This window comes from Niameybacter massiliensis (assembly GCF_001282685.1).
In the GTDB taxonomy this organism is placed as follows: Bacteria; Bacillota; Clostridia; order Lachnospirales; family Cellulosilyticaceae; genus Holtiella; species Holtiella tumoricola.
In genome coordinates, this window is the sequence record NZ_LN875035.1 from 1,404,698 (window position 1) to 1,425,785 (window position 21,088).

The 21,088-nt window shown below is 34.0% G+C and carries 15 protein-coding genes; 1 reads left to right on the forward strand and 14 read right to left on the reverse strand.

Annotated features, from left to right (window positions below; genetic code table 11):
• Positions 1-50: 50 nt before the first annotated feature.
• From BN2390_RS12030 to BN2390_RS12065, 8 genes are all read right to left on the reverse strand, one after another.
• Entirely contained in the window at positions 51-1,490 is a 1,440-nt protein-coding gene (locus BN2390_RS12030; RefSeq protein ID WP_053984594.1) for a response regulator transcription factor, read from the reverse strand.
• Positions 1,491-1,500: 10 nt separating this feature from the next.
• Positions 1,501-3,294: a sensor histidine kinase gene (locus tag BN2390_RS12035; RefSeq protein ID WP_053984595.1), complete on the reverse strand. Its 1,794-nt coding sequence runs from the start codon at positions 3,292-3,294 to the stop codon at positions 1,501-1,503.
• Between the two features lie 72 nt (positions 3,295-3,366).
• The gene (locus BN2390_RS12040) at positions 3,367-4,707 is read right to left on the reverse strand and encodes a glycoside hydrolase family 30 protein (protein ID WP_053984596.1); all 1,341 of its coding nucleotides are present in this window, start codon (positions 4,705-4,707) and stop codon (positions 3,367-3,369) included.
• 72 nt (positions 4,708-4,779) lie between these two features.
• Positions 4,780-6,438 carry a type 2 periplasmic-binding domain-containing protein gene (locus BN2390_RS12045; RefSeq protein ID WP_242847670.1) on the reverse strand — a complete coding sequence of 553 codons (1,659 nt, stop codon included), beginning with the start codon at positions 6,436-6,438 and terminating at the stop codon, positions 4,780-4,782.
• 51 nt (positions 6,439-6,489) lie between these two features.
• Entirely contained in the window at positions 6,490-7,389 is a 900-nt protein-coding gene (locus BN2390_RS12050) for a carbohydrate ABC transporter permease (protein WP_053984597.1), read from the reverse strand.
• A gap of 12 nt (positions 7,390-7,401) precedes the next feature.
• Positions 7,402-8,325: an ABC transporter permease gene (locus BN2390_RS12055; RefSeq protein ID WP_053984598.1), complete on the reverse strand. Its 924-nt coding sequence runs from the start codon at positions 8,323-8,325 to the stop codon at positions 7,402-7,404.
• Between the two features lie 190 nt (positions 8,326-8,515).
• On the reverse strand, positions 8,516-9,880 hold the full coding sequence (locus BN2390_RS12060) for a GH1 family beta-glucosidase (RefSeq protein WP_053984599.1): 1,365 nt from the start codon (positions 9,878-9,880) through the stop codon (positions 8,516-8,518).
• Between the two features lie 66 nt (positions 9,881-9,946).
• Positions 9,947-13,063 (reverse strand): hypothetical protein, encoded by a 3,117-nt coding sequence (locus tag BN2390_RS12065; RefSeq protein ID WP_053984600.1) that lies wholly within the window; start codon positions 13,061-13,063, stop codon positions 9,947-9,949.
• A 230-nt stretch (positions 13,064-13,293) separates the two neighbouring features.
• Here BN2390_RS12065 and BN2390_RS12070 point away from each other — a divergent pair, with 230 nt between their 5' ends.
• Positions 13,294-14,076 (forward strand): ZIP family metal transporter, encoded by a 783-nt coding sequence (locus BN2390_RS12070; RefSeq protein WP_053984601.1) that lies wholly within the window; start codon positions 13,294-13,296, stop codon positions 14,074-14,076.
• A gap of 79 nt (positions 14,077-14,155) precedes the next feature.
• Here BN2390_RS12070 and BN2390_RS12075 read toward each other — a convergent pair whose 3' ends face one another.
• The 6 genes from BN2390_RS12075 to BN2390_RS12100 form a co-directional block, all read right to left on the reverse strand.
• On the reverse strand, positions 14,156-15,094 hold the full coding sequence (locus tag BN2390_RS12075; RefSeq protein ID WP_053984602.1) for a coiled-coil domain-containing protein: 939 nt from the start codon (positions 15,092-15,094) through the stop codon (positions 14,156-14,158).
• 50 nt (positions 15,095-15,144) lie between these two features.
• A complete protein-coding gene (locus tag BN2390_RS12080) occupies positions 15,145-16,458 on the reverse strand; it encodes a sodium-dependent transporter (RefSeq protein WP_053984603.1) in 1,314 nt (437 codons plus the stop codon).
• A 367-nt stretch (positions 16,459-16,825) separates the two neighbouring features.
• Positions 16,826-17,128, reverse strand: coding sequence for a hypothetical protein (locus BN2390_RS12085; protein ID WP_053984604.1), 303 nt, complete (start codon positions 17,126-17,128; stop codon positions 16,826-16,828).
• A gap of 71 nt (positions 17,129-17,199) precedes the next feature.
• A complete protein-coding gene (gene trpS / locus BN2390_RS12090; protein ID WP_053984605.1) occupies positions 17,200-18,198 on the reverse strand; it encodes a tryptophan--tRNA ligase in 999 nt (332 codons plus the stop codon).
• A gap of 416 nt (positions 18,199-18,614) precedes the next feature.
• Positions 18,615-19,625, reverse strand: a complete 1,011-nt coding sequence (locus BN2390_RS12095; RefSeq protein ID WP_053984606.1) for a phosphotransferase — start codon at positions 19,623-19,625, stop codon at positions 18,615-18,617.
• A 22-nt stretch (positions 19,626-19,647) separates the two neighbouring features.
• Positions 19,648-20,949 (reverse strand): RNA polymerase sigma factor, encoded by a 1,302-nt coding sequence (locus BN2390_RS12100; RefSeq protein WP_053984607.1) that lies wholly within the window; start codon positions 20,947-20,949, stop codon positions 19,648-19,650.
• Positions 20,950-21,088: the final 139 nt, after the last annotated feature.

Consider the following 21,088-nt stretch of genomic DNA (forward strand, 5'->3'; position numbering starts at 1 on the left):
TATCTTAATTAGCCAAAAGAGCTCGTGCCTTTGCACGAGCTCTTTGCTATTTATAACTGACTATTTTTTCGATACTCTGTTGGTGAAATCCCCGTTACACTTCTAAATACTTTCATAAAGTGTTTTTCATTTTCATAGCCAACAGCATAACCGATCTCTGCTACTTTTTTATTGGTGCTTTCTAATAATTTTTTTGCTTTATTAATTCTTACATCTTTGATATAGTTCACAAAGCTCATCCCTGTGTATTCCTTAAACGTCTGTGAGAAGAATGAGTAGTTCATAGAAATATGATTGGATACCATAGCCATATTTAAATCCTTTTCATAGTTAGATTTTATGTAGGCTAGAGCTTCTTTCATCTTCACGTTATTTCTATTACTCTCATGGGTATCACAGATTTTATCATTAAGTTCTAAAAGATAAGCCTTAAGGTGTGCTTGATAACTTGTATAATCTGCATATTGATAAAAGTCTTTCACCTTTTTAAACTCTACGATATCGATTAAAGAACCATAGGCTTCTAGAATATGACCGATTAGCATTTCCATTAGTTTTTCAAAATCATCGTAGATTAGTCCTTCTATACTATCTTTACCTAATATCTTATTAAAGACTTCTTCAAATTCTTCTTTTCTTTCCGTTCCTATAAGTTGAATAAGCTTGGTAATATCTTTGTTTTCTATTTTCAAATTATGTTGCGTTGGGATATCTTCATAGTTCAAAAAAGGTACGTTCATAATATAGGCATATCTTCTTGCTAAAATGGCTTGCTCATAAGCAATTCTTAAATGATGAATAGATGCATAGCTACTACTTGCCCCTATATTTTTCCCTTGGTAATAAGCTTCTACTTTTTTCGTATCTTCGTCTTTTGCAATAACTATATAGCAGTTCTCAACTACACAGCTTATCACTTCTATTTCCGTTGGTAATTCGATGGCTTCATGCATGCAAAAAACTCTATAGGCTTCTTGATTAATCCAATGGTTAGAGAATCCTTGCTCAAAGCTACATAATTCACTTTTTGTAACAGAAGTATTCAGGAAAATATACTTAATTTGTTGCTCAAGTATATCATCAATCACTTCCATTGTTTCTACTAATTTATTCTTCTCTTTGATGATTTCTTCAAGTTCTTTCATCACCTTATAAATCGCCTCACGGCTTACAGGTTTTAATAAATAGTCTTTTGCACCACATTTAAGTGCTTCTACAGCATAACTAAAATCATCATAGCCACTAATAACAACTATTTCTGGCGGATTCGTACGTTCTTTGAGTGCATTTAATAATGCCAATCCATCCATTTTAGGCATTCTAATATCTGTAAATAATACAGATACTTCTTGCTCATCAATAATATTAAGTGCTTCTATACCATTAGGACATTCTAGTATTTGTTCCACTTCTACGCCTGAACGCCCAATCATTGCTTTTAAGCCTTGCCTAATCATTTTCTCATCTTCAGCAATTAGTATGGTTTTCACATTATTCCTCCTATACACTATACGGAATCTTCAACACAATTTTTGTAAAAGAACCTTCTTTAGATTGAACTTCTAAACCATAGTCTTCACCAAAACAAAGTTTTATTCTATCTTGTACATTTTTCAAGCCTATTCCATTTGAAGATTGTTTTTCCTCTACAAGTTCCCCTGCTATCTTCATTTTAAGTTGATCAAGTTCTACCTTACCCATACCTGTTCCAAAATCCGTAACCTCTATGATAAAGTAGTCCTTTTCCATTCTGCCTTTTATATAAATAGCCGTATCTTCTGCAACATCTTCTATACCATGCTTCATAGCATTTTCAACAATAGGCTGAATACACATTTTAGGAATCATTTGCTCATATAAGTTGTCTGGAATACTTATATTCGTCGTAGTCTTATAATCATATCTTAAATTTAAAAGTGCCATATAATTTTCTATATAATCAAGTTCCTCTTTAAGCTTTACCATAGGTGAACGCCATTTCATACTATACCTTAGTAATTTGCCTAAATAAGTAATAGCATCTGATATATCAAACATACCTTCTATTTCTGCCATCATTTTAATAGACTCTAAAACATTATAAATAAAGTGAGCATTAATTTGATTTTGTAGCGCTTTAATCTGTGAGTCCTTTACCAATGTTTCCTGGGTAATTTTATCATCCATAAGCTCTTTGATACTATGGGTCATAGTCTGAATACTTGTTCCTAACTCTCCCATTTCCCCGTTACCAAAATCTTCAATTTCTACATCAAAGTTACCTTTTTGAACTTCATGAATTGCATCAAGTATCTTATAGAAGTTTTTAAACACTAACTGAGTACTTTTATTAATAAGAAATGTAATAAGAGCGATTAGCGAGATCATTCCTACAATAACTGTCATACGTAACCAATTTATTTGCTGATACACTTCTTCTAATGAACGGATCTTAATAATATGTCCATCTATACTTTTAATAGCTTGATATCCAATGACAACAGGCTCTTGCCCTAAAGTCACCAAATTAATTTTTTTGTCCTTATCAAGTACTTTTACAATGTCATCCTTGTGCAACTTCCATTTATCTATTTGAACATAATCATCTTGGTAAATATTTTTTTCTGCATCAATAAAGTACATAACCTCTTGCTCTGTTGTCCCATACATTTGAGGGAACATGCAGCGCATAGGTGTAGCAATTTCAACAACACCTATTTGCTCTCTCTTTATGTTCTGATAAGGTGCTACAAGTGTTGCTAGTGGCTCTGCATAGGGTGATGCTTTCTGACTGGGTGTAACAGTATCTCTTTCATCAAAATATAGATTGATTCCTTTAAAGCCTTGTAGAAGTTCTACCTTATCAAAGCGCTCACTGGTATAAATAACAGGTGCAAGTTCTAGCATCTTGGTATTTATATAAAATCTTATACTATGAATATAAGGATTGGTATTAATAAGTCGTTCTATAGCTCTTATCTCTGTATTATTAAAATCTATAAGTTGATGAACAGATAATGTATCCCCATCTAATAGCTTTCCAACAAACTTTTCGACCTCATTATTAAGAAGCATAGTTTGCATAGTCATATTACATATTTCATAGCTATTCATGAACTGGCTACTAATTTCGATCAAATCACTTTCCATATCATTAATTTGCTCTTGTATCTGTCTATCTTGATAGTATTCAATGCTCCTCATAGCAAAGAAAACGCATGGAATAATGAGAATAAGGAGATTGAGTAGTAAGATTTTATGTCTTATTTTCATAGATGCTATAAAATTAATAAATCTAAATTTTAATACTTTCATCCTTATTCTCCCTTCTTTATCAATATATTTACTATTATCTCATAATTTATTATCGTTTACTAGATACTCTATCTATTGATAAATAAAGGTATAGATAGCTTGTGGTTCCACAGTAACTTTTGCATATCTTTGTTCTTCTCTTAATGTAATATGTTTAGCCTCTGATGTACGGTTTAATACAACAATAACCTTCTCATCATCTGGATTTACAAAGCCTACTACATCTAAATCTGCTGTATATTTAGTCGTTGCAATACGTTTAGCACCTTTTTTAATATACTTGCTAAAATGCCCTATATAATAGTAAGTTAAGCGCTTTTCATAATCTGTTTGCTCCTCATTGCACATAATAGGTGCATCACAGAAATTACCTACATGGTTAGGCCCACCCTTGTGGTCTAATACCATATTCCAATCGATGTAGCCATTCATTCCTGAATTAAAGTTACCAATCATATCATGAGCATACATATTTGCTTTTTGAACTGCATTGGCCTGGGCAAATCGACTATACTCTACACAACCTTCTGTGAAAAGAAGTTCTTTATCTGGATAGATATCTCTTACCATTTGTACTGCTTCAAAATGATCTCCTGTATACCAATGGAAGCCTATACCACTTACATAACGATTTGCTTTTTCATCTTTTAGTATATCTCTTGTACGTTCATAAAGGCGCTCTTTATTGTGATCCCATACGAAGATTTTTACATCTTCTAGTCCTTCTTCTTCAAAAATTGGGCCTAAATAATCACGTACAAAGATCATTTCCTCTTCTGATGTATAGACACAAGAATCCCATGTTTGTACAGCTTCTGGCTCATTCTGCACTGTAATCATTGAAATCTCAATGCCTTCTTCTTTGTAAGTCTTTATGTATTTAGCAATATATTGTGCCCATGCCTTTTGACACTCTGGCTTTAACTTACCACCATGATTCATCTCGCCTGTTGTCTTCATAAAGGCTGGTGGACTCCACGGAGATGCTAAAAATGCAATAGGCTCTTTAGTCACTGCTTGTGCTTTCTTAATCACAGGAATGATGTATTTTTTATCTCTTGAAATATCAAAAGTAGCAAATGCAGTATCTGTTTCATCTTCTACATAAGCATAGTTCCCAAGTGCAAAGTCACAGCTATTAATATGAGTACGACATAAATTATAGCCAATACCCTGTTCTCCAAAGTAATCCGCAATCAGTGCATCTTGTTTTGTTTCTGGTAAACCAAGCACATTGTATGCCATCGCTTCTGTAAAGGCACCACCAAATCCACTAATCGTTTGGTAAGTGATTTCCGGGTAAATATTAACAGCCTCCATAGCTGCATCTGTTTGATGTATAAAAGATACAGATTCTACTTGTTGTAAATAATGATTTTTTCCTTCGTTGGTTGTAATCACTTTAATATTCATAGCCTTCTCCTTTCAAAATAACCTGAACCATTAGGTCGGTTCAGGTTATTTATCTTTTACATTCTATTAATATTATTCTAAGCCAAGTTTTACTTTATTTTCTTCCATCATCGCTTGCTTAACAGCCATAAGTTTTTCATAGCCTAAAGATTCACGGTCTGCTAAGAACTTATTGAAGAGCTCATCAAACTCTGCATCTGATTGTGCAAGTAATAATTTTGGAAGAACTTCCCCCCATGCTCTACCTATTTTAAGTCCAATAATTTCTTCTTCTGTACCAACTGCTGGGTCCAACCCTTCATATTGAGATAAGAAAGTTGTATATGGATAGGTCCATTCTTCTAATTGAGCAAGTGGTTCTTGTGGTCCTTCTGTCCATTGAAGTTGCATTGCTAAGTCTTGAAGCATCCAGAATGTATCATCTGCACCGTATTTTCTGTCGTATGCAGTACGGTCTGTTTGAAGAAGTTGTTTCACTTCATCTTTTACAACGGGTTTGCCATCTACCATATCATAAGTTTCACCTTCTATACCAAGGCAAACTCTTTTTTGTCCATGTTCACTCATTAAGTAAGTTAAAAGTTCAATAGCTCTATCTGGTCTTTCACAGTTTTTAGAGATAAGTGTAACTGTCCAACCGTAAATACCACCACCTTGTAAGATGTGGTCATCACCAGCTGCATTCTTTGGTCCGTCTATAGCAATATAAATGCTATTTGGATCATTGTTGTAAAGAATTTTTTGTTGTGCTGCCATATCTGTTCTTTGATACATCATTGCAAAGTAACGACCTTGTGCAATTTTTTCTTCCATTTGAGAACGTTTATCTACAAATACATCATTTGCAATTAACCCTTCTCTACTTGCTTGATTCAATGTTTTTAACCATCTAACATATTCAGGATCAGTTGTTCTATCATAAAGCTTGCCATCTTTCTCGTATGGGATTGCTAAGAAATCTTGTAAGTATTTTTCTACTGACCAGTTACCTGTTTCACCAAATTCATGGAATCCGATTGGAATAAGTGGTTGACCATTTACTTGTGGGAACATCTCTTGAGCTTTTCTAAGAGCATCTAAGAAACCTTCTGGTGTACTCATATCTGGGCTACCAATTGCTTCATACATATCTTTTCTTACTAAGAATGTTTGGTTAGATGAGATATTATCATATTTTTCGTAATCTGATGGTGTGTATGATGAGTTTGGATAAGCATAAACATTACCATCTTCTTGTGTATACCAGCCTAAACGTGCATCATCCGCTACTTTGAAGAAGTATGGATCATATTGATCTGCAAGTTCATTAAGTGCATAGACCATATCACTATCAATCATTTCTTTGATTTGGCCTTCCCACCAACCAAGTGTTAGGATATCTGGAAGTGTATCTGAAGCAAGCATTGTATTAAGTTTTTCTGCTTCATTACCCGCTGGTACAATAAAGTCAATATCAATACCAGTTTCTTCAGTGATCTTTTGTGAAGTCATATCTTCACCCCATGGTGTTGTAAACCATGAGAAGTTAATATACCATTGAAGGTTCACTTTATCATCACTATTTCTCATCCAGCCTGGTTCATCTGCTGATACCTCTTTTTGTGTTGTTCCTTCTGGCTTAGCTGTTCCTTGTGATGCTTCTGGTTTGCTACCACTGCTACATCCTACTGTTCCCGCTACCATCATACAAGCCATAGTAGCTGCTAATGTTCTTTTTAATTTCATGTTCATACTACTACCCCTCTCTTTATATGTATCTATATATTTTTAATAATGTATTACTTACTCTTTTACTGCTCCAATCATCATACCCTTTACAAAGTATTTTTGTAAGAAAGGATATACACATACTATTGGTAGCGTTGTTACAACCATTGTTGCAAGTTTAATTGATAATGATGTGGTTGTACGTGTAATATTACCTGCTGTTGCCATCATCTGAGTAGAACCTGTTTCTGCTACAATACGATATAAGAATGTTTGAATCGGTTGTAAGTTTGGATTATTGATGAAGATAACACCTGCAAAATAATCATTCCAGTGATATACACCTGTGAAAAGTGCAATCGTTGCTAGTACTGGTTTTGATAATGGCAAGATAATTCTTGTAAATATGGTCCAATCTGTAGCACCATCAATAGATGCTGATTCTTCTAGGGCACCTGGTATCTCTCTAAAGAAGTTAACAAAAATAATTAAGTTAAAGAAGTTGAAGAGACCTGGAATAATGTAAACCCAGAAAGTATCTAATAATTGCATGTTTTTATAAAGTAAGAAGGATGGAATAAGACCACCACTAAAGAACATTGTAACGGTTCCCATAGCCATATAAAACTTTCTTCCTACTAAATGATCCTTTGATAATGGATAAGCTACCATTGCAGTGAAAAGTACGTTTGTTACTGTCCCTACCACTGTTCTTAATATTGTTACACCAAAAGCTTTAATTACCCCACTATTTTGGAATACTGCTGTATAATTGTCTAATGTAAACTTTCTTGGCCACCAAAAGATACCTCCTAGCATCGCATCGGCCCCTTCATTAAGTGAGTTTACTATAATATACCAGATAGGATAAAGGGTGATAAAACAAATAACGGCCATTAAAGTAACATTAAACCAGTCAAAGGCTATTTCACCATTTGTTCGCTGCTGTCTCCAGTTAAATTTTTTTCGCTCCACCTTTTTCCCTCCTTAGAATAATGATCTTCCTTGTAATTTTTTCGTTGTAAAGTTTGCTGTTAGAAGTAAGATCATCGCAATGACTGATTTGAATAACCCAATGGCTGTCGCATAAGAATAACGTCCCGCTCTCATACCCATTTGGTAAACGTATGTATCTATAACTTCACTACTTGATGCATTAAGCACGTTTTTAAGAATAAAGATTTGATCAAAGTTTGAACTGAGCATGTTCGCTACTGCTAAGATAAACATGATTGCAATTGTCCCTTTAATTGAAGGAAGTGTAATCTTCATGATCTTTTGAAGCTTTGTTGCACCATCTACTGTGGCTGCTTCATACATTTGTTGGTCAATCCCTGAGATTGCTGCAAGATAAATAATTGCTGACCAACCAAGTTCTTTCCATACATCTGATACAACTGTTAATCCCCAGAAATACTTCGGATCTGCTAAAAAGGCTATCGGTTTATCTAAAATCCCAAAGTTTACAAGTACTTCGTTGATCATGCCTGGCTCACTAAGCCATGTAATCATTAGCCCACCCAGTACTACCCATGAAATAAAGTGTGGTAAGTAAGATACTGTTTGAATAGTCTTTTTAAATCTCGCATGACGCACTTCATTTAATAAAATTGCGAATAAGATTGGTAATGGAAATCCTATAAGAAGTTTTAGTAAGCTAATACCTAATGTGTTAGTCATAATATTAGCAAAGTTTGGATCGCTAAAAAATTCTATAAAGTGTTCTAGTCCTACCCAAGGTGCATCTGCTATTGGTTTTGTAATTTTAAAGTTTTTGAAAGCAATTACAATTCCTGTCATTGGAATATAGTTAAAGATAAGCATCCAGATTACACCTGGTAAAACCATGAGTTGCAAATACTTCTGCCCTATAAGCTTTTTCAATGTACTTGTCTTTACTGTCTGTGTCATCGCCATCCTCCTCATCAAGTTATCATCTTTTATAACATTATTATAATTGACTAATTTTACTTACATAACGTCTCATTTTTTGTATTAGGTGTCTAAATTTTATAAAGGGTACTCTAAAAAAATAAACCACCTAGATCCCTCTTCCACTAGGGTATCTAGGTGGTTTATTTTCTTTACTATGAGTCAAACTTTATAAGTTTTCTCCGTTTGCTTCAATAACTGATTTATACCAGTAACCTGAATCCTTAATGATTCTTTCACCTGTTGCATAGTCTACATACACGATACCAAAGCGTTCTCCATAACCACTGTGCCATTCAAAGTTATCCATTAAAGACCATTGGAAATAACCTGCAACTTCTACACCATCTTCTCCTGCACGCTTAAATTCTCTTAAATAACGTTGTAAGAAATCTATACGGTTTGGATCATGTACTTTCCCATCTAAAGATACAACATCATGACAAGATAAGCCATTCTCTGTGATATAGATAGGTTTTTTATAACGTTCATATAAGAATTTAGGCCCCCAGTAAAGTGACTTCGGTGTAATTGGCCAGTTAAGAGCTGTCTTAGGTGAACCAGCTTCTCTGGTTAAATAGATAATTTCTCCATTCTCTCCTGCTTTAATTTCTCTTCCGTTATATACATTTTGTCCTAGGAAATCAAGGGGCTGAGAAATGATTTCCATATCGCCCTCTTTAATTTCTGGTAGGTAGTCTTTAAAAAGTTCTAAGCCATCTTCAGGATAATGCCCAAAGAATATTGGGTCATTCCACCATGTGATATTCCATGCCCATTCTTCACGAATCTCACGTGGCATTTCAAAGAGTGAACGTTTTGCAGCTTCAATGTCTTCTTTGCTATCAGAAGCTGGATAATTCATAGATGCTGTTGGTGCAAAGCCTACCTTTACTTCACCTTTTGCATACTTACGAATAGTCTTTACACTATGCCCATGAGCAAGCAAGATATGATGGGCCATTTCCAATGTATCACGAATAGATTGTTTAAGTCCTGGTGCATGTAATCCTTGTGAATAGCCAAGTCCTACAAAGCACTGTGGTTCATTAAATGTCATAAAGTACTTCACTCTATCTGAAAGCCTCTCTACAATGACCTTTGTATACTCTGCAAACCACATCGGACTATCTGGATTCATCCATCCACCTTTTTTATGAAGCTCATAAGGTAAGTCCCAATGGAATAAAGTTACATATGGTTCAATGCCCGCTTCAATCAGTTCATCTACTAAGTTATCATAGAATGCTAAGCCTAACTCATTTACTTCACCTATGCCATTTGGTAACACTCTTGGCCAAGAAATAGAGAATCTATAAGCTTTAATCCCCATTTCTTTCATCATTTTGACATCTTCTTTATAACGATGATAATGGTCACAAGCTACATCTCCATTATGTCCTTCATAAACTCTACCTGGTTGTGTACAATACACATCCCAGATTGATAAACCTTTACCATCTTCATAAGCTGCACCTTCTATTTGATAAGAAGAAGTTGCTACTCCCCATACAAAATCTTTATTAAAACTCATCATTTTGCCTCCATCTCTTGCTTTTAATTTCTATTTCATTTAATTTATATTATTTACTGTGTATCCTTAGGCATAAATATGGATACTTGTTACGTGATGATTTCTTACATCTTCTGCTAATGCACCACTTAGTTTATTAGCTTCTACAGTATGACATCTACCATCTTTGTATATAAGTTCTATTTTCTCTATCGTTGTATACCCTGGCATCATATCTTTTACTTCTTTAAAATGATAGTTTACTTCTATATCACCTAAGAACTTACATTTTACCGGTTCATCTACTGAAACAAGATAAGCTGGTAATGCTGGTGCAAAACTTAATGTAAGTGCACCATCTTCTACTGTAAATGGATTTTCTCCAATCATCATCACTTGCCACATGTGTAAGAATTCAGCTGTTGAACCACTTAAACGAGCAACAAATCCTCTACCATGGATTTTCTCATTTGGATTAGCACTACTTGCAATGAAAGATGAATTTTCTAAAATACTTCTTCCATATATCTCTGGATTTAAGAATGGTACTAATACATTTTGAAGTGACTCAAAGTATGCTTCATATAAACCTGATCTTAATAGCTCAAGTAAATATTTGTATTCCATGTGTAACCAAATAGATTCATTTTCTAACCAACCTGGTGTAAAGGCTTTTGCACGCCCTACTTCGAATGACGTATCTTTTAATGGACCATTTACTTTGTACATTTGTAACTTATGGTCGTATAAATCGCTTGCTTTAACTTTCTCATGAAGTGATGCTGCTTCTTTTCTACCTTCACCCATTTTTAGGTATCTTACTGGTCCTTCTAAGAAGTAAGGCATCTTCACCACGTCAAACTTACTTGGTACAATACCCTCTTTAGTTGTTGTATACTCACTCATTTCATAAGTAAAGTATGTTGGGCATAAGCCTTCTCCATAAGCCACAGCTCTTTCAACACCTTGGCGTAACTTTTCTAACCATGATGTTAAGATCACTTCTACCTCATGAAGTGTAAGTTGCTCTTTGTCACCTTGAATTCCCCATAGGATTTTTTCTCTATACACTTCTTTTGCTACGTTAACCTGATCCCAATAAGCAAGATCTGATAATTTACCTGCCTCGAAGCGAACAAGTGATTCTTGAATAGATCTAATAAAGGACATCACTTCTATAGGTAATGTAATCACATCTGTTCCTAATTTAAGACTTCCTAGCATAAACTCTACCATGCGATACAGTTCATAAGCCTCTGCCATAGAAGAACCAAAGATGCCTGGTACACCATTTAGTGCATCATACCAACCTGGTTTGCCACCTTCCATCTCAATACCCATACCATATGGATCTAAGGCTGCAAATTTATTAGTTGCTAAGATCATCATCTTCTCAAATAAGTTAGAGGTATACACTTTACCCTCACCGTTATTTTCTCTAGCTTCTTTATGACTTACATGCTCTTTGATGTTATGGTCAATGGCATTGTATTGTCTTACACCATTTTCAGTTAATACATAACGTTCTTTTCTTGGTCTAACTGTAGCGCCGCTTTCAAAATAAGTATAAGATCTATCATCAAAAAGAAGTTCTTTTTCTTTCTCTGGATAAATACCAAGGAAGCTTTCTACTAAATCTAAGTTATAAGTCCAGTGATCTGTCCAGTACCCTTCGCCAAATACAGCTTGAACATGTGATGTAGCATCTTTCATAATGCATTCAATAAAGGCTTCATTTGAAACGTTTAATGCAATATTTTCTGTCATAATCGCTTTTAATACACTTCCTGGAGTAAAAGGTTGTGTTAAAAGTGCTCTTATTGCTTCTGTTCCATTAATTTCTTTTAAAATACTCTCTACTTGTTCTTCTGTAAGAGTATAGTTCACCCCTTGTACTCCTAATGGATTGTATCCATCTAATTGAATGAGGTTGTAGAAAGTTTTTACATTATAGTCTTTTACAAAATCTGCAAAGTAAACATCACATCGTCTATTTTGATTCACATCTCTAAAGTTAGCATTTCCCTGGGAATAAAATTCTGGACTCATACTAAAGAAGTTATAATCTCTTTCTGTATCGCCATGTTTACGTGAATAGACATGATAAATATTTTTATCTCCTAATAGAAGTGGCATACCTCCACGTAATACGTTATCTAAATAAGTTTGTTTACAATATGCATCAAAGACTGGTGAAGCTGTTTTTGTTTCTATCACTTCACAGATTTCTTCTGTCAGGTGTTTGGCTTCTTCATGTTTATTCTCAAAATAATTGCCATCTACTATTTTTGCTCTTAAAGCCTCTAATTGTTCTTTTTGCTCTACTTGACCAATTAAGCTATAGAAACTATAAGCTTCACCTGGTTGTAATGTCGCTTGGCTACTAAAGAAGCCACATGGTAAATTGTTTTGACACATTTGTTTAGTTGCTAAAAGTGTCTCTCTATCTTGATTCATAAAGCCAACAGGTTTAGTTAATGCAGTATTTTCTAAGAATACAACTTCTGTATCTACAATAGCTGGTAATAATGCACCTTGCTCAGTCATTGTAAGGTAGAAATGTCCCCCTTTAACTTCTTTAACTACAGCTGAATCCTCCATACTTGCACGTACTGAATAAAAAGGTACATGTGCTTCTACATCTTGTACTTGCATCCATGCCTTAACTGTTTGCCCCATCATCTTCATAGCCCCTAAGTCTACACCATAAGGAATGACTTGTGGCATACCATCTAAAATATCTAAAGTATAAGGTTGATTACTAATATTTTTTAATGTCACCTTACGTACTAATCCACCCACTTCTTCGTTTGGTAATGTGAAATAAAGTACATTCGTTTGAATACCTTTTTCCTTATTTACCTCTTCAACTTCTACTTCATTGGCACCAATAAACATACTTCTACGAGCATCTGCTGCTTCTGGCCCTTCATTGTAAAATGGCTCATAGTAGTTATTGTCTATCTTTAAAAATGTTCTAAATCCAACTGTACTTACATTTTGATAAGCTTGTTGCGCTGCATGGAACTCCATAATACTATGATTTTTATCTTTTACACCAAAGCTAGTAATCCCTTGTCCACGGTTCACATAGAAACACCAAATTGGTGTTCCCATTAAGCCACTAATTCCTGGCAAGAAGCTAGCAAACGTAGGTTTATTTGTATAATCATTTATCATAAATCGGTTATTATTATCAAACATAGTCAAGTCTCCTTTTACTTTATTGTTCTATTATCTTTATTTTAAAGAAAAGGCCTATGCAAAATAATGAGTCATTTTTCATTTCAGGTATCTGTTTTTCATTCTCCTATTCTCTCTCAAACTTTTAATCAGTAATTGAAAAATAATTAGTATGATTTATTTAAAAAAGTTAAAAACTAGTATAAAATTAATCTTAGTTTTATTGTTCGTATCAACAAAGGAGGCTTCATATGTTAAAAACTCTTCTCGTTGCCAGCGCCGCTGGTATTATTGGAACAGGTCTCGGCGGTATCATCGGTATGTTCTTTGGCAATAGTTCAAAAAAAGCATTAAGTTCTTTACTCTCTTTTGCTGGGGGTGTTATGCTTAGTATCGTTTGTTTTGATCTGATTCCTGAGGCACTTTCACTCAGTTCTGTTCTTATAACTGCTGTTTCTATCTTCCTAGGTATCTTGGTTGTTCAAGCACTCAATACAGTCATTGACCATATTACTCATACAGAAGAAACTCACGTTGAGCTTGAAGACTTACGTCATCAGCAAGGTTTAATTTCTACATCCCAAGAAAAATCTATGCTACGCTCTGGCTTTATTATGTTTGCAGCTATTGCCCTACATAATTTACCTGAAGGCATGGCTATCGGCTCAGCTACTTCTCATGATGCAACCATGGGACTTACCCTGGCTTTCTTAATTGCTCTACATAATATTCCTGAAGGTATGAGTATTGGGGTTCCTCTTATCGAAGGTGGAATGAATAAGTGGAAAGCAATTGGGCTTACTTCTCTTTCTGGTGCACCTACTTTAATTGGTGGATTAATTGGAGCCCTTCTGGGTGGTGTAGGTGACCTACCTATTGCAGTTTCTCTAGCTCTCGCAGCTGGTGCTATGCTCTACGTTACTTTTTGTGAGGTACTTCCACAAGCAATCTTACTTCACCACGGCAGACGTCCTGCCCTCTTTGCCATTATAGGTATTGTATTGGGCTTTATCTCTGTAAATGGAATTATTTAAATAAACAGGGCTAAGGATTTAATATTAAATCCTTAGCCCTGTTGCTAACTCAAAAATCTTTTCATCTATTTTATATCACTTATGCTTGTTCAATAAGTCTTTCTATCTTTCTTTCTTTTTCTTGCAAGCTTTTTTCTTTTTCATTAAGTTGCTTAGAGAGGGCATTGACAACTTGCGTGACCTCACCAAAAATCTTTGCTACATTTTCTTTTGATTGTTTAATCTTAGATTGCATATACCAGTCAGCAATAAGTCCATCAAAGAAGAAGTCGGCAAGTACTGCACCTTGAGATACTTCTATACTTGAATAAATTTGCATATTCACATCTTGCAGCTCCACACGTAGTCTTTGAAGATAAGTTTGAGCTTCTAATATACGCCCTTTTGCTTGATCAATCTTACTATGCTTCATCATATCTGCCATTAAGTCTCCACCTAGAAGATCAAAGGTTCCCCAACTCCCTGCTGAATTTAATAAATCTAAAGCATCATTCAAAGCATATGTAGCTGACCTACCTGGTGAAATCGCCTCATTAATTTCTTTAATCTCATTTTTTAGACTTACTATTTCTTGTCTAAGTTTTTGAATCAATTGACTTTCTACACTATTTGAGTTTTCCACCAAATTACGTTTTTGCTCTTTCAACTTATCTATTTCTTCTTGAATCTTTGACATTTTATAGTGTTCTTTACTGAGCTTACTCATGTCTTTGACTAAGTTTTCTTCTCTTATTTTACACGCATCATATTTTAGCTTAGCAGCTAATGCTTCTGCTTTTTCTTTCTCAACTTTTTTCTGATGTTGCCCTAAACATTTATAAAAAATTGAAGTAAGACTCCCTTTTTCTATCTTTTCAACATCTAAGTTTTCTTTTACTAAGCTTTTTTCTAAGCTACGTAACTCATAACGTGTATCTTCTAGCAATTTCTTAGCCTCATTCATCTTCTTAGCAATTCGATCTGGATGAATATATTCTTCTTGTAGCATTAAAATCTCTTGATTAATTCGTCTGAGCATATCTCACACCCTCCCTAAGTTTATATTAAATATAACTTAGTTCTATTATCTCAGCCTATGCCTCCATATGCAATGCCTAATACGATAACAACGAGCGTTACACCTACAAAAACATACTTTCCAAAAGGAATAAATTTAGCTGGGAGAGGACGTTTCGCCCCTTCATTAATTGCTCCTAAAATTTCTTTGCCATCCACTAAGTAGAAGAACACCCCTGCTACAATAAGCGCTGCTACTGGTGATACTACAATTGTTATAAGGTCTGCAAATTTCCCAAAGTATGCCCCATTTGTTGCTAGTGGTAATGCTAGTATAAAACTTATACCTCCAATGACTGCACATGCTACTACACGAGATTTTTTTGTCCATGCCATGAAAGCTTCCATACTACCTTCTAACATATTAACAGATGATGAAATGGCTGCAAAAATAATACTTAAGAAGAATAATCCACTAAGTACATTACCGTATGGCATCGCTTGGAATACTTGAGGTAATGTAATAAAAAGTAAAGATGGTCCTGCTGCTGGATCAAGTCCAAATGCAAATACAGCTGGCATAATCATAAATGAAGCTAAAAGTGCTGCTAATGTATCAAATAAAGCTGTGCTAAATGCTGCACTTGGAATATCAAATTTCTCACTAATGTAACTACCATATACAACCATTCCACAACCATTCAGTGAAACCGTGAAGAATGCTTGCCCAAGTGCCATAACCCATGTCTCAACCTTCAATAAGTATGACCAATCAGGAGTCATTAAGTATTTAACCCCTTCCATAGCACCAGGTAATGTAATACCTCTAATGGTTAATACAATGAAAAGTACAAAAAGTAATGGCATAATCCACTTATTTAATTTTTCGATTCCTTTTGTAATCCCTAAAGATACGATAACAACTGTTAAAAGCATTGCAATAAAGAAGTATGGTACACTGCTCATAGTTCCTGAAAAACTATCAAAATATGTAGCTGGATTAATCTGCATAAGCTCCCCTGTTACACTCATTGAGAAGTATTTTAAAATCCATCCAATAACAACACTGTAAAACATTAATACACCCATAAGACCAATTGGTGGAATTAATCCAACCACTTTACCACCTTTAAAGTTGCGTCTTTTAAAGACTTCTCTTATCCCTGTATAAGACCCGCCTTTGAAATGACGCCCAAACGCAAACTCGATAATAAGCCCTGTTGATCCTAGTACAAAAACGAAAATAAAGTATGGAATTAGAAATACTGGTCCTCCATATGCCCCTAACCTATAAGAGAACATCCATATATTCCCTAGCCCTAGTGCTGCTCCTACACAAGAAATAATAAATCCAAATTTGTTTGAAAAGCTTTCTCTTTCTTTCATCTCGATCCTCCCAATATTTTTATCACCTATAGAAGTTACTTTTAAAAATATAAAAAAGCAGGCCTCATAGTAAATTCTATGTAGCCTGCTTTTGTCTTGTAATATCAAAAGGCCACATAGTTTTTCTATGTGGCCTGCTCTTATCTCACGCAAAGTAAGCCATCATAGATACAACGTTTTGTTGACGTTTGTATCTATGATGATCTCTATATCATAAATACAAACCTATCTATAATAGCCATAATAAAAGTTATTAAATTTTACTTGGTTGAAAGTAATAGTTAAGTTCATGTTTATTCTCCTATAAATAATATTGTTTTAAATTGTATTATATATTTTACATAATGTCAACGATTATTTTTAATAATTAATAATAATCTATCAATGACAACTGCTCATGCTTCTTCTTTTCAACACTAAACCATAGTTTAAAACTACGTGGAAATTCTTTACGTTGTAGTACGCGTAGAAGATTAATAAGGTTTTGTTCATCAACATTCTCATAGCTTCTCTTCTCAAATCCATCTTGTACTATATCATAGCCTTCTTCTTTCTTCGTAACCATAATATGTCTATCTTTTTTAAAAGAACTTGCTATAATTTTTTCTCCCCACTCTAGCCTTTTTAATGTTTTTATGGTGACCTCTATAAACGCCTCATTTTCTATCATCGTTGAAGTACCTCTATTTTCTTTTATTCCAATTCACAATTAAAATAAAGTATTAATGACATATAGCTTTATTATAAATGAATGTTCATGGCTTCTTTTATATGTCTTACAGTTTCATTACCTATTTGATTAGCCTTATCACTTCCTGTTTGAACAATTTCTTTCACTTCATCTAGGTGTTCTTCATAGTAAGCACGCTTTGTTTGAACGGGTTCAAGAATATCATTAAGTGCCTTACCTAGCTGCTTCTTACAAGCTACACATCCTATTTTTCCACTACGACACATATCACATATATTATTATATTCTCCTGGATTAAAAGCTTTATGATACTGGCTTACACTACAAATATCCGGATTTCCTAAATCGGTTATACGAATACGGTTTGGATCTGTAACAGCTCCATTAATCTTCTGCTTAATCACCTCTTGTGAATCAGAAAGATAAATAGCATTACCTAAACTTTTACCCATTTTACTTCCACCATCTAATCCAATAAGTCTTGGTGTTTCACTAAGTAAGGCATCTGGCTCTCTTAATATTGATTCACCATGTCCATATAAATCATTAAAGCGCCTCACTATCTTTCTTGTCAACTCCATATGTGGCAATTGATCTTCCCCTACAGGTACTAAATCAGCATGACAAAATGTAATATCCGCTGCTTGACTTACTGGGTATCCTAAGAATCCATAGGTCAAATCATCATATCCATACTGCGCTGCTTCTGTCTTAACTGTTGGGTTATGTCTGAGTACATTTACTGGTACAAACATTGAATAAAATACAGTTAACTCTGCTATTGCCGCAATTTGAGATTGTTGTACAAATGTTACTTTGTTAGGGTCTAACCCTACAGATAAATTATCTATTGCAACCTGATAAATGCTATCCTTAAGCATACTAGGATTCTTGAAATGAGTTGTTAATGCTTGTATATCTGCTAAAAGTATAAAAGTTTCATAGTCATTTTGTAGTTTCACTCTGTTTTGCAAACTTCCTACATAATGTCCCAAATGTAACCTACCCGTTGTTCTATCACCTGTTAAAATTCTTTTTTTATTTTCCATTGTTATTCGCTCCTTTGTTATAATGTATTCTCTAGCCACCACCAATCATCCGACATATCCACCATCTCCTTTTATCAAATTTATGACAATAAAAAAACTCCCATTCCTAAAATTAGGAACAGAAGTCTAAATGTCTGTTAGCCACCTAAAAAGGTCTTATCACATACTATCATATGCTCTCATCATAACGGTTAGAGTTTCCGTGAACGCCTACTGTAGTTTAATTAACTTTTCAGGTTCCCCTCGTAAGCCCATTCACTATAACTTGAAATATTGCATCCCACCACCTGCAACTCTCTGGAATTTCTCTGCTATAACTACTCTTCTTACTCATTGGTTTTAGATTTATGTTATTTATAGTATATCTTATTCTTCTTGAATTATTCTGTCAATATCTTTTATTAAGCTTTCTTTTATTACATCTCTAAAATAATATTAATTAATTTTAAAACCTTATCTACATGTTGATGTTTTAAGAGCATTGAATTCCATAAACATACGTTAGGATAAAAGGACATATAAATAATCTTTTTATAATACCTCCACGCAGTATGTTCTAAACTATTTAATTGATAGCATTTCAGTATTTCAGATAGCATTTTTTCTTGTTCTTGCTCCATCTTACTAAATATTTCTTGCACTGTTAAGGTATCAAAATCTACTTTTTCTAAATAGTACATCGTTTCATTCAGAAAACAATTAATATTAACCTCTGTACCAAACATATTAAAATCAATAATCCCTTTGAATACTCCCTCATCATCAACTAGAATGTTTCTCTCATTTAAGTCACCTTGGTAGACGCATCTAGGTAATTGCTCAAGAGACTTCTCAATCTGTTTTCTAATTTGCTGATTGGCTATTATTAATTTTTCTGCCAATATATCTTCTTGGCATTTTTTCAGCGCATTAACAAGGGTATCGAAATTTTCTTGTTTTTCATCTCTATCTATATCAAATGGGCCTAATTCAATAAGTGACCACATTGATTTAGTTTGTGATAAATTAATATTAGAAAATAGTCTCGCTAACTTTCCAAGATGTCCTATGACAGCTTTCTTAAATGTATAGTCTATAGTATTACCTTTTGATGAATAAACTTTATAGGGAGCGCACTCTTCTACATAACAAGCATAGTGTATATCTTCCTTTTCATAAAAGTAAACTAATTTTCCACTTTCATCTTTTATTAAGCTTGGGCAATAGACTCCTATTTCCTTATATCTTAAAGTTAAATTCATAATATCTTCTAAAAACACTTCATTAATTGCTTTACTATTATTAATCTTTAAGAAATAGCTATTATTAATCTTATAATTATAGCGTCTATCCTCTTCGCTTCTAGATGTATCTATTACATCACTTATTTGATTGCATTCAATATCAAATTTATCGCAAATATCTTTTATCTCACTCAAACTAAACATACTTCCCCTTCTTTAGCCTTTATTAATTGATCACATAGTCTGGTAAGCAATTATACCAGTGCACATAAATTTCTCCATTTAGTACCACTCTATCTGTATCTGGTAGCATTTGGGTCCATGGTTTTGTATATTCTCCGTCTTTTCCTACATTCCAGTTGTACTTGTTAAACCTTCTAAATAAAATATTCTTCCCTTCTCTAGAAATATAATTTTCTACTAATTCATCATGCTGATTAAAATAGATCTGCCTAATCGTATCATAAGTTTGGTTACCAATAGTTACTTTATATCTTCCCACTATATCATAATTATGTGCTTCTATATGCTCTTTATAGAGGCTTCCATCTTCTTGCATCTGGATGTACCCACCATGTTTCTTCAATATGGCTTCCCCACAATTATCTTCTCCTATCCCCCAGAATGCCCAAAAGTCATCATCTAAAAATGTAGATAATTTTTTCACTCCCTGTGCATCCTCCTCCCATGCTGCTAATGTTTGGATATAGTCTTCGGTTTCTCGCAAATAATATTTATAGCTATGTACGGCCATTTGTACTTTGACTTCTACACAGTCTATGCCATGAATACTAGCCCTTCCCTCTACTGTAACCTCCACTTCACCACCTTTTTTCATCTCTGGGTATACACTAAAGTTATAATCTGCAAACTTGACTTTATTTCCTAGTATAGGTCTAATAAAATAGCCTATATCTTGCATACATCTTACTTCAAACTCTGGTTCATCTATTTTCTCAATTGTAATTATTGGACTAATCTCTGGAAAAATACTTTCTTTCATCTTTTCATCTCCTTTTTTATCTTTATAATAGGGATAACAAGCTTTAAAGTTTTTTCTTGCTGTATTTAATCTGCTTTTTACTGTCCCTTCTGGTAAGCCTAGCCTTGTGGCAATTTCTGCAATGGGTAGCTGATAATAATAAAAAAGTTGAAGAATTCCTCTTTGTTCTTCTTTTAATTGCTGTAACGTATCTATTACCTCTTCTTCTAAAGCGCTTCTCATTCTCCATTTCCTAGCATCTTTCACAGAAGTACTTTCTAATATTTGTTCATCTATTGCCACTTCATTACTTTTAAATACTTTACGGTAATAATTAGAACAAGCATTGCTAGCAATTTTAAGCATCCATGCTTTAAAAAGCTTTTTGTCTCTTAGCATCTCATATTTTTCATAACCTATAAGCCATATCTCTTGTAATATATCTTCTGCATCTTCTCTTATAGGTATTTTGTAATAAACAAGCCTACTAATGGCATCTTTATACTGTTCTAAAAGTTGCTCAAATTCTTCCCTATCCTCTCTCATACAGTATTGCCTCTCCTATCTTTTGAACCGGTTCTAACTATAAAGATGAAAAATAGTCTTAAAAAGTTCACTTTTAAAATTTATTTTTTGATTAAATCTCTATGCATTAGTTTTACTGCCTATAGAAAAAGCACCTCCC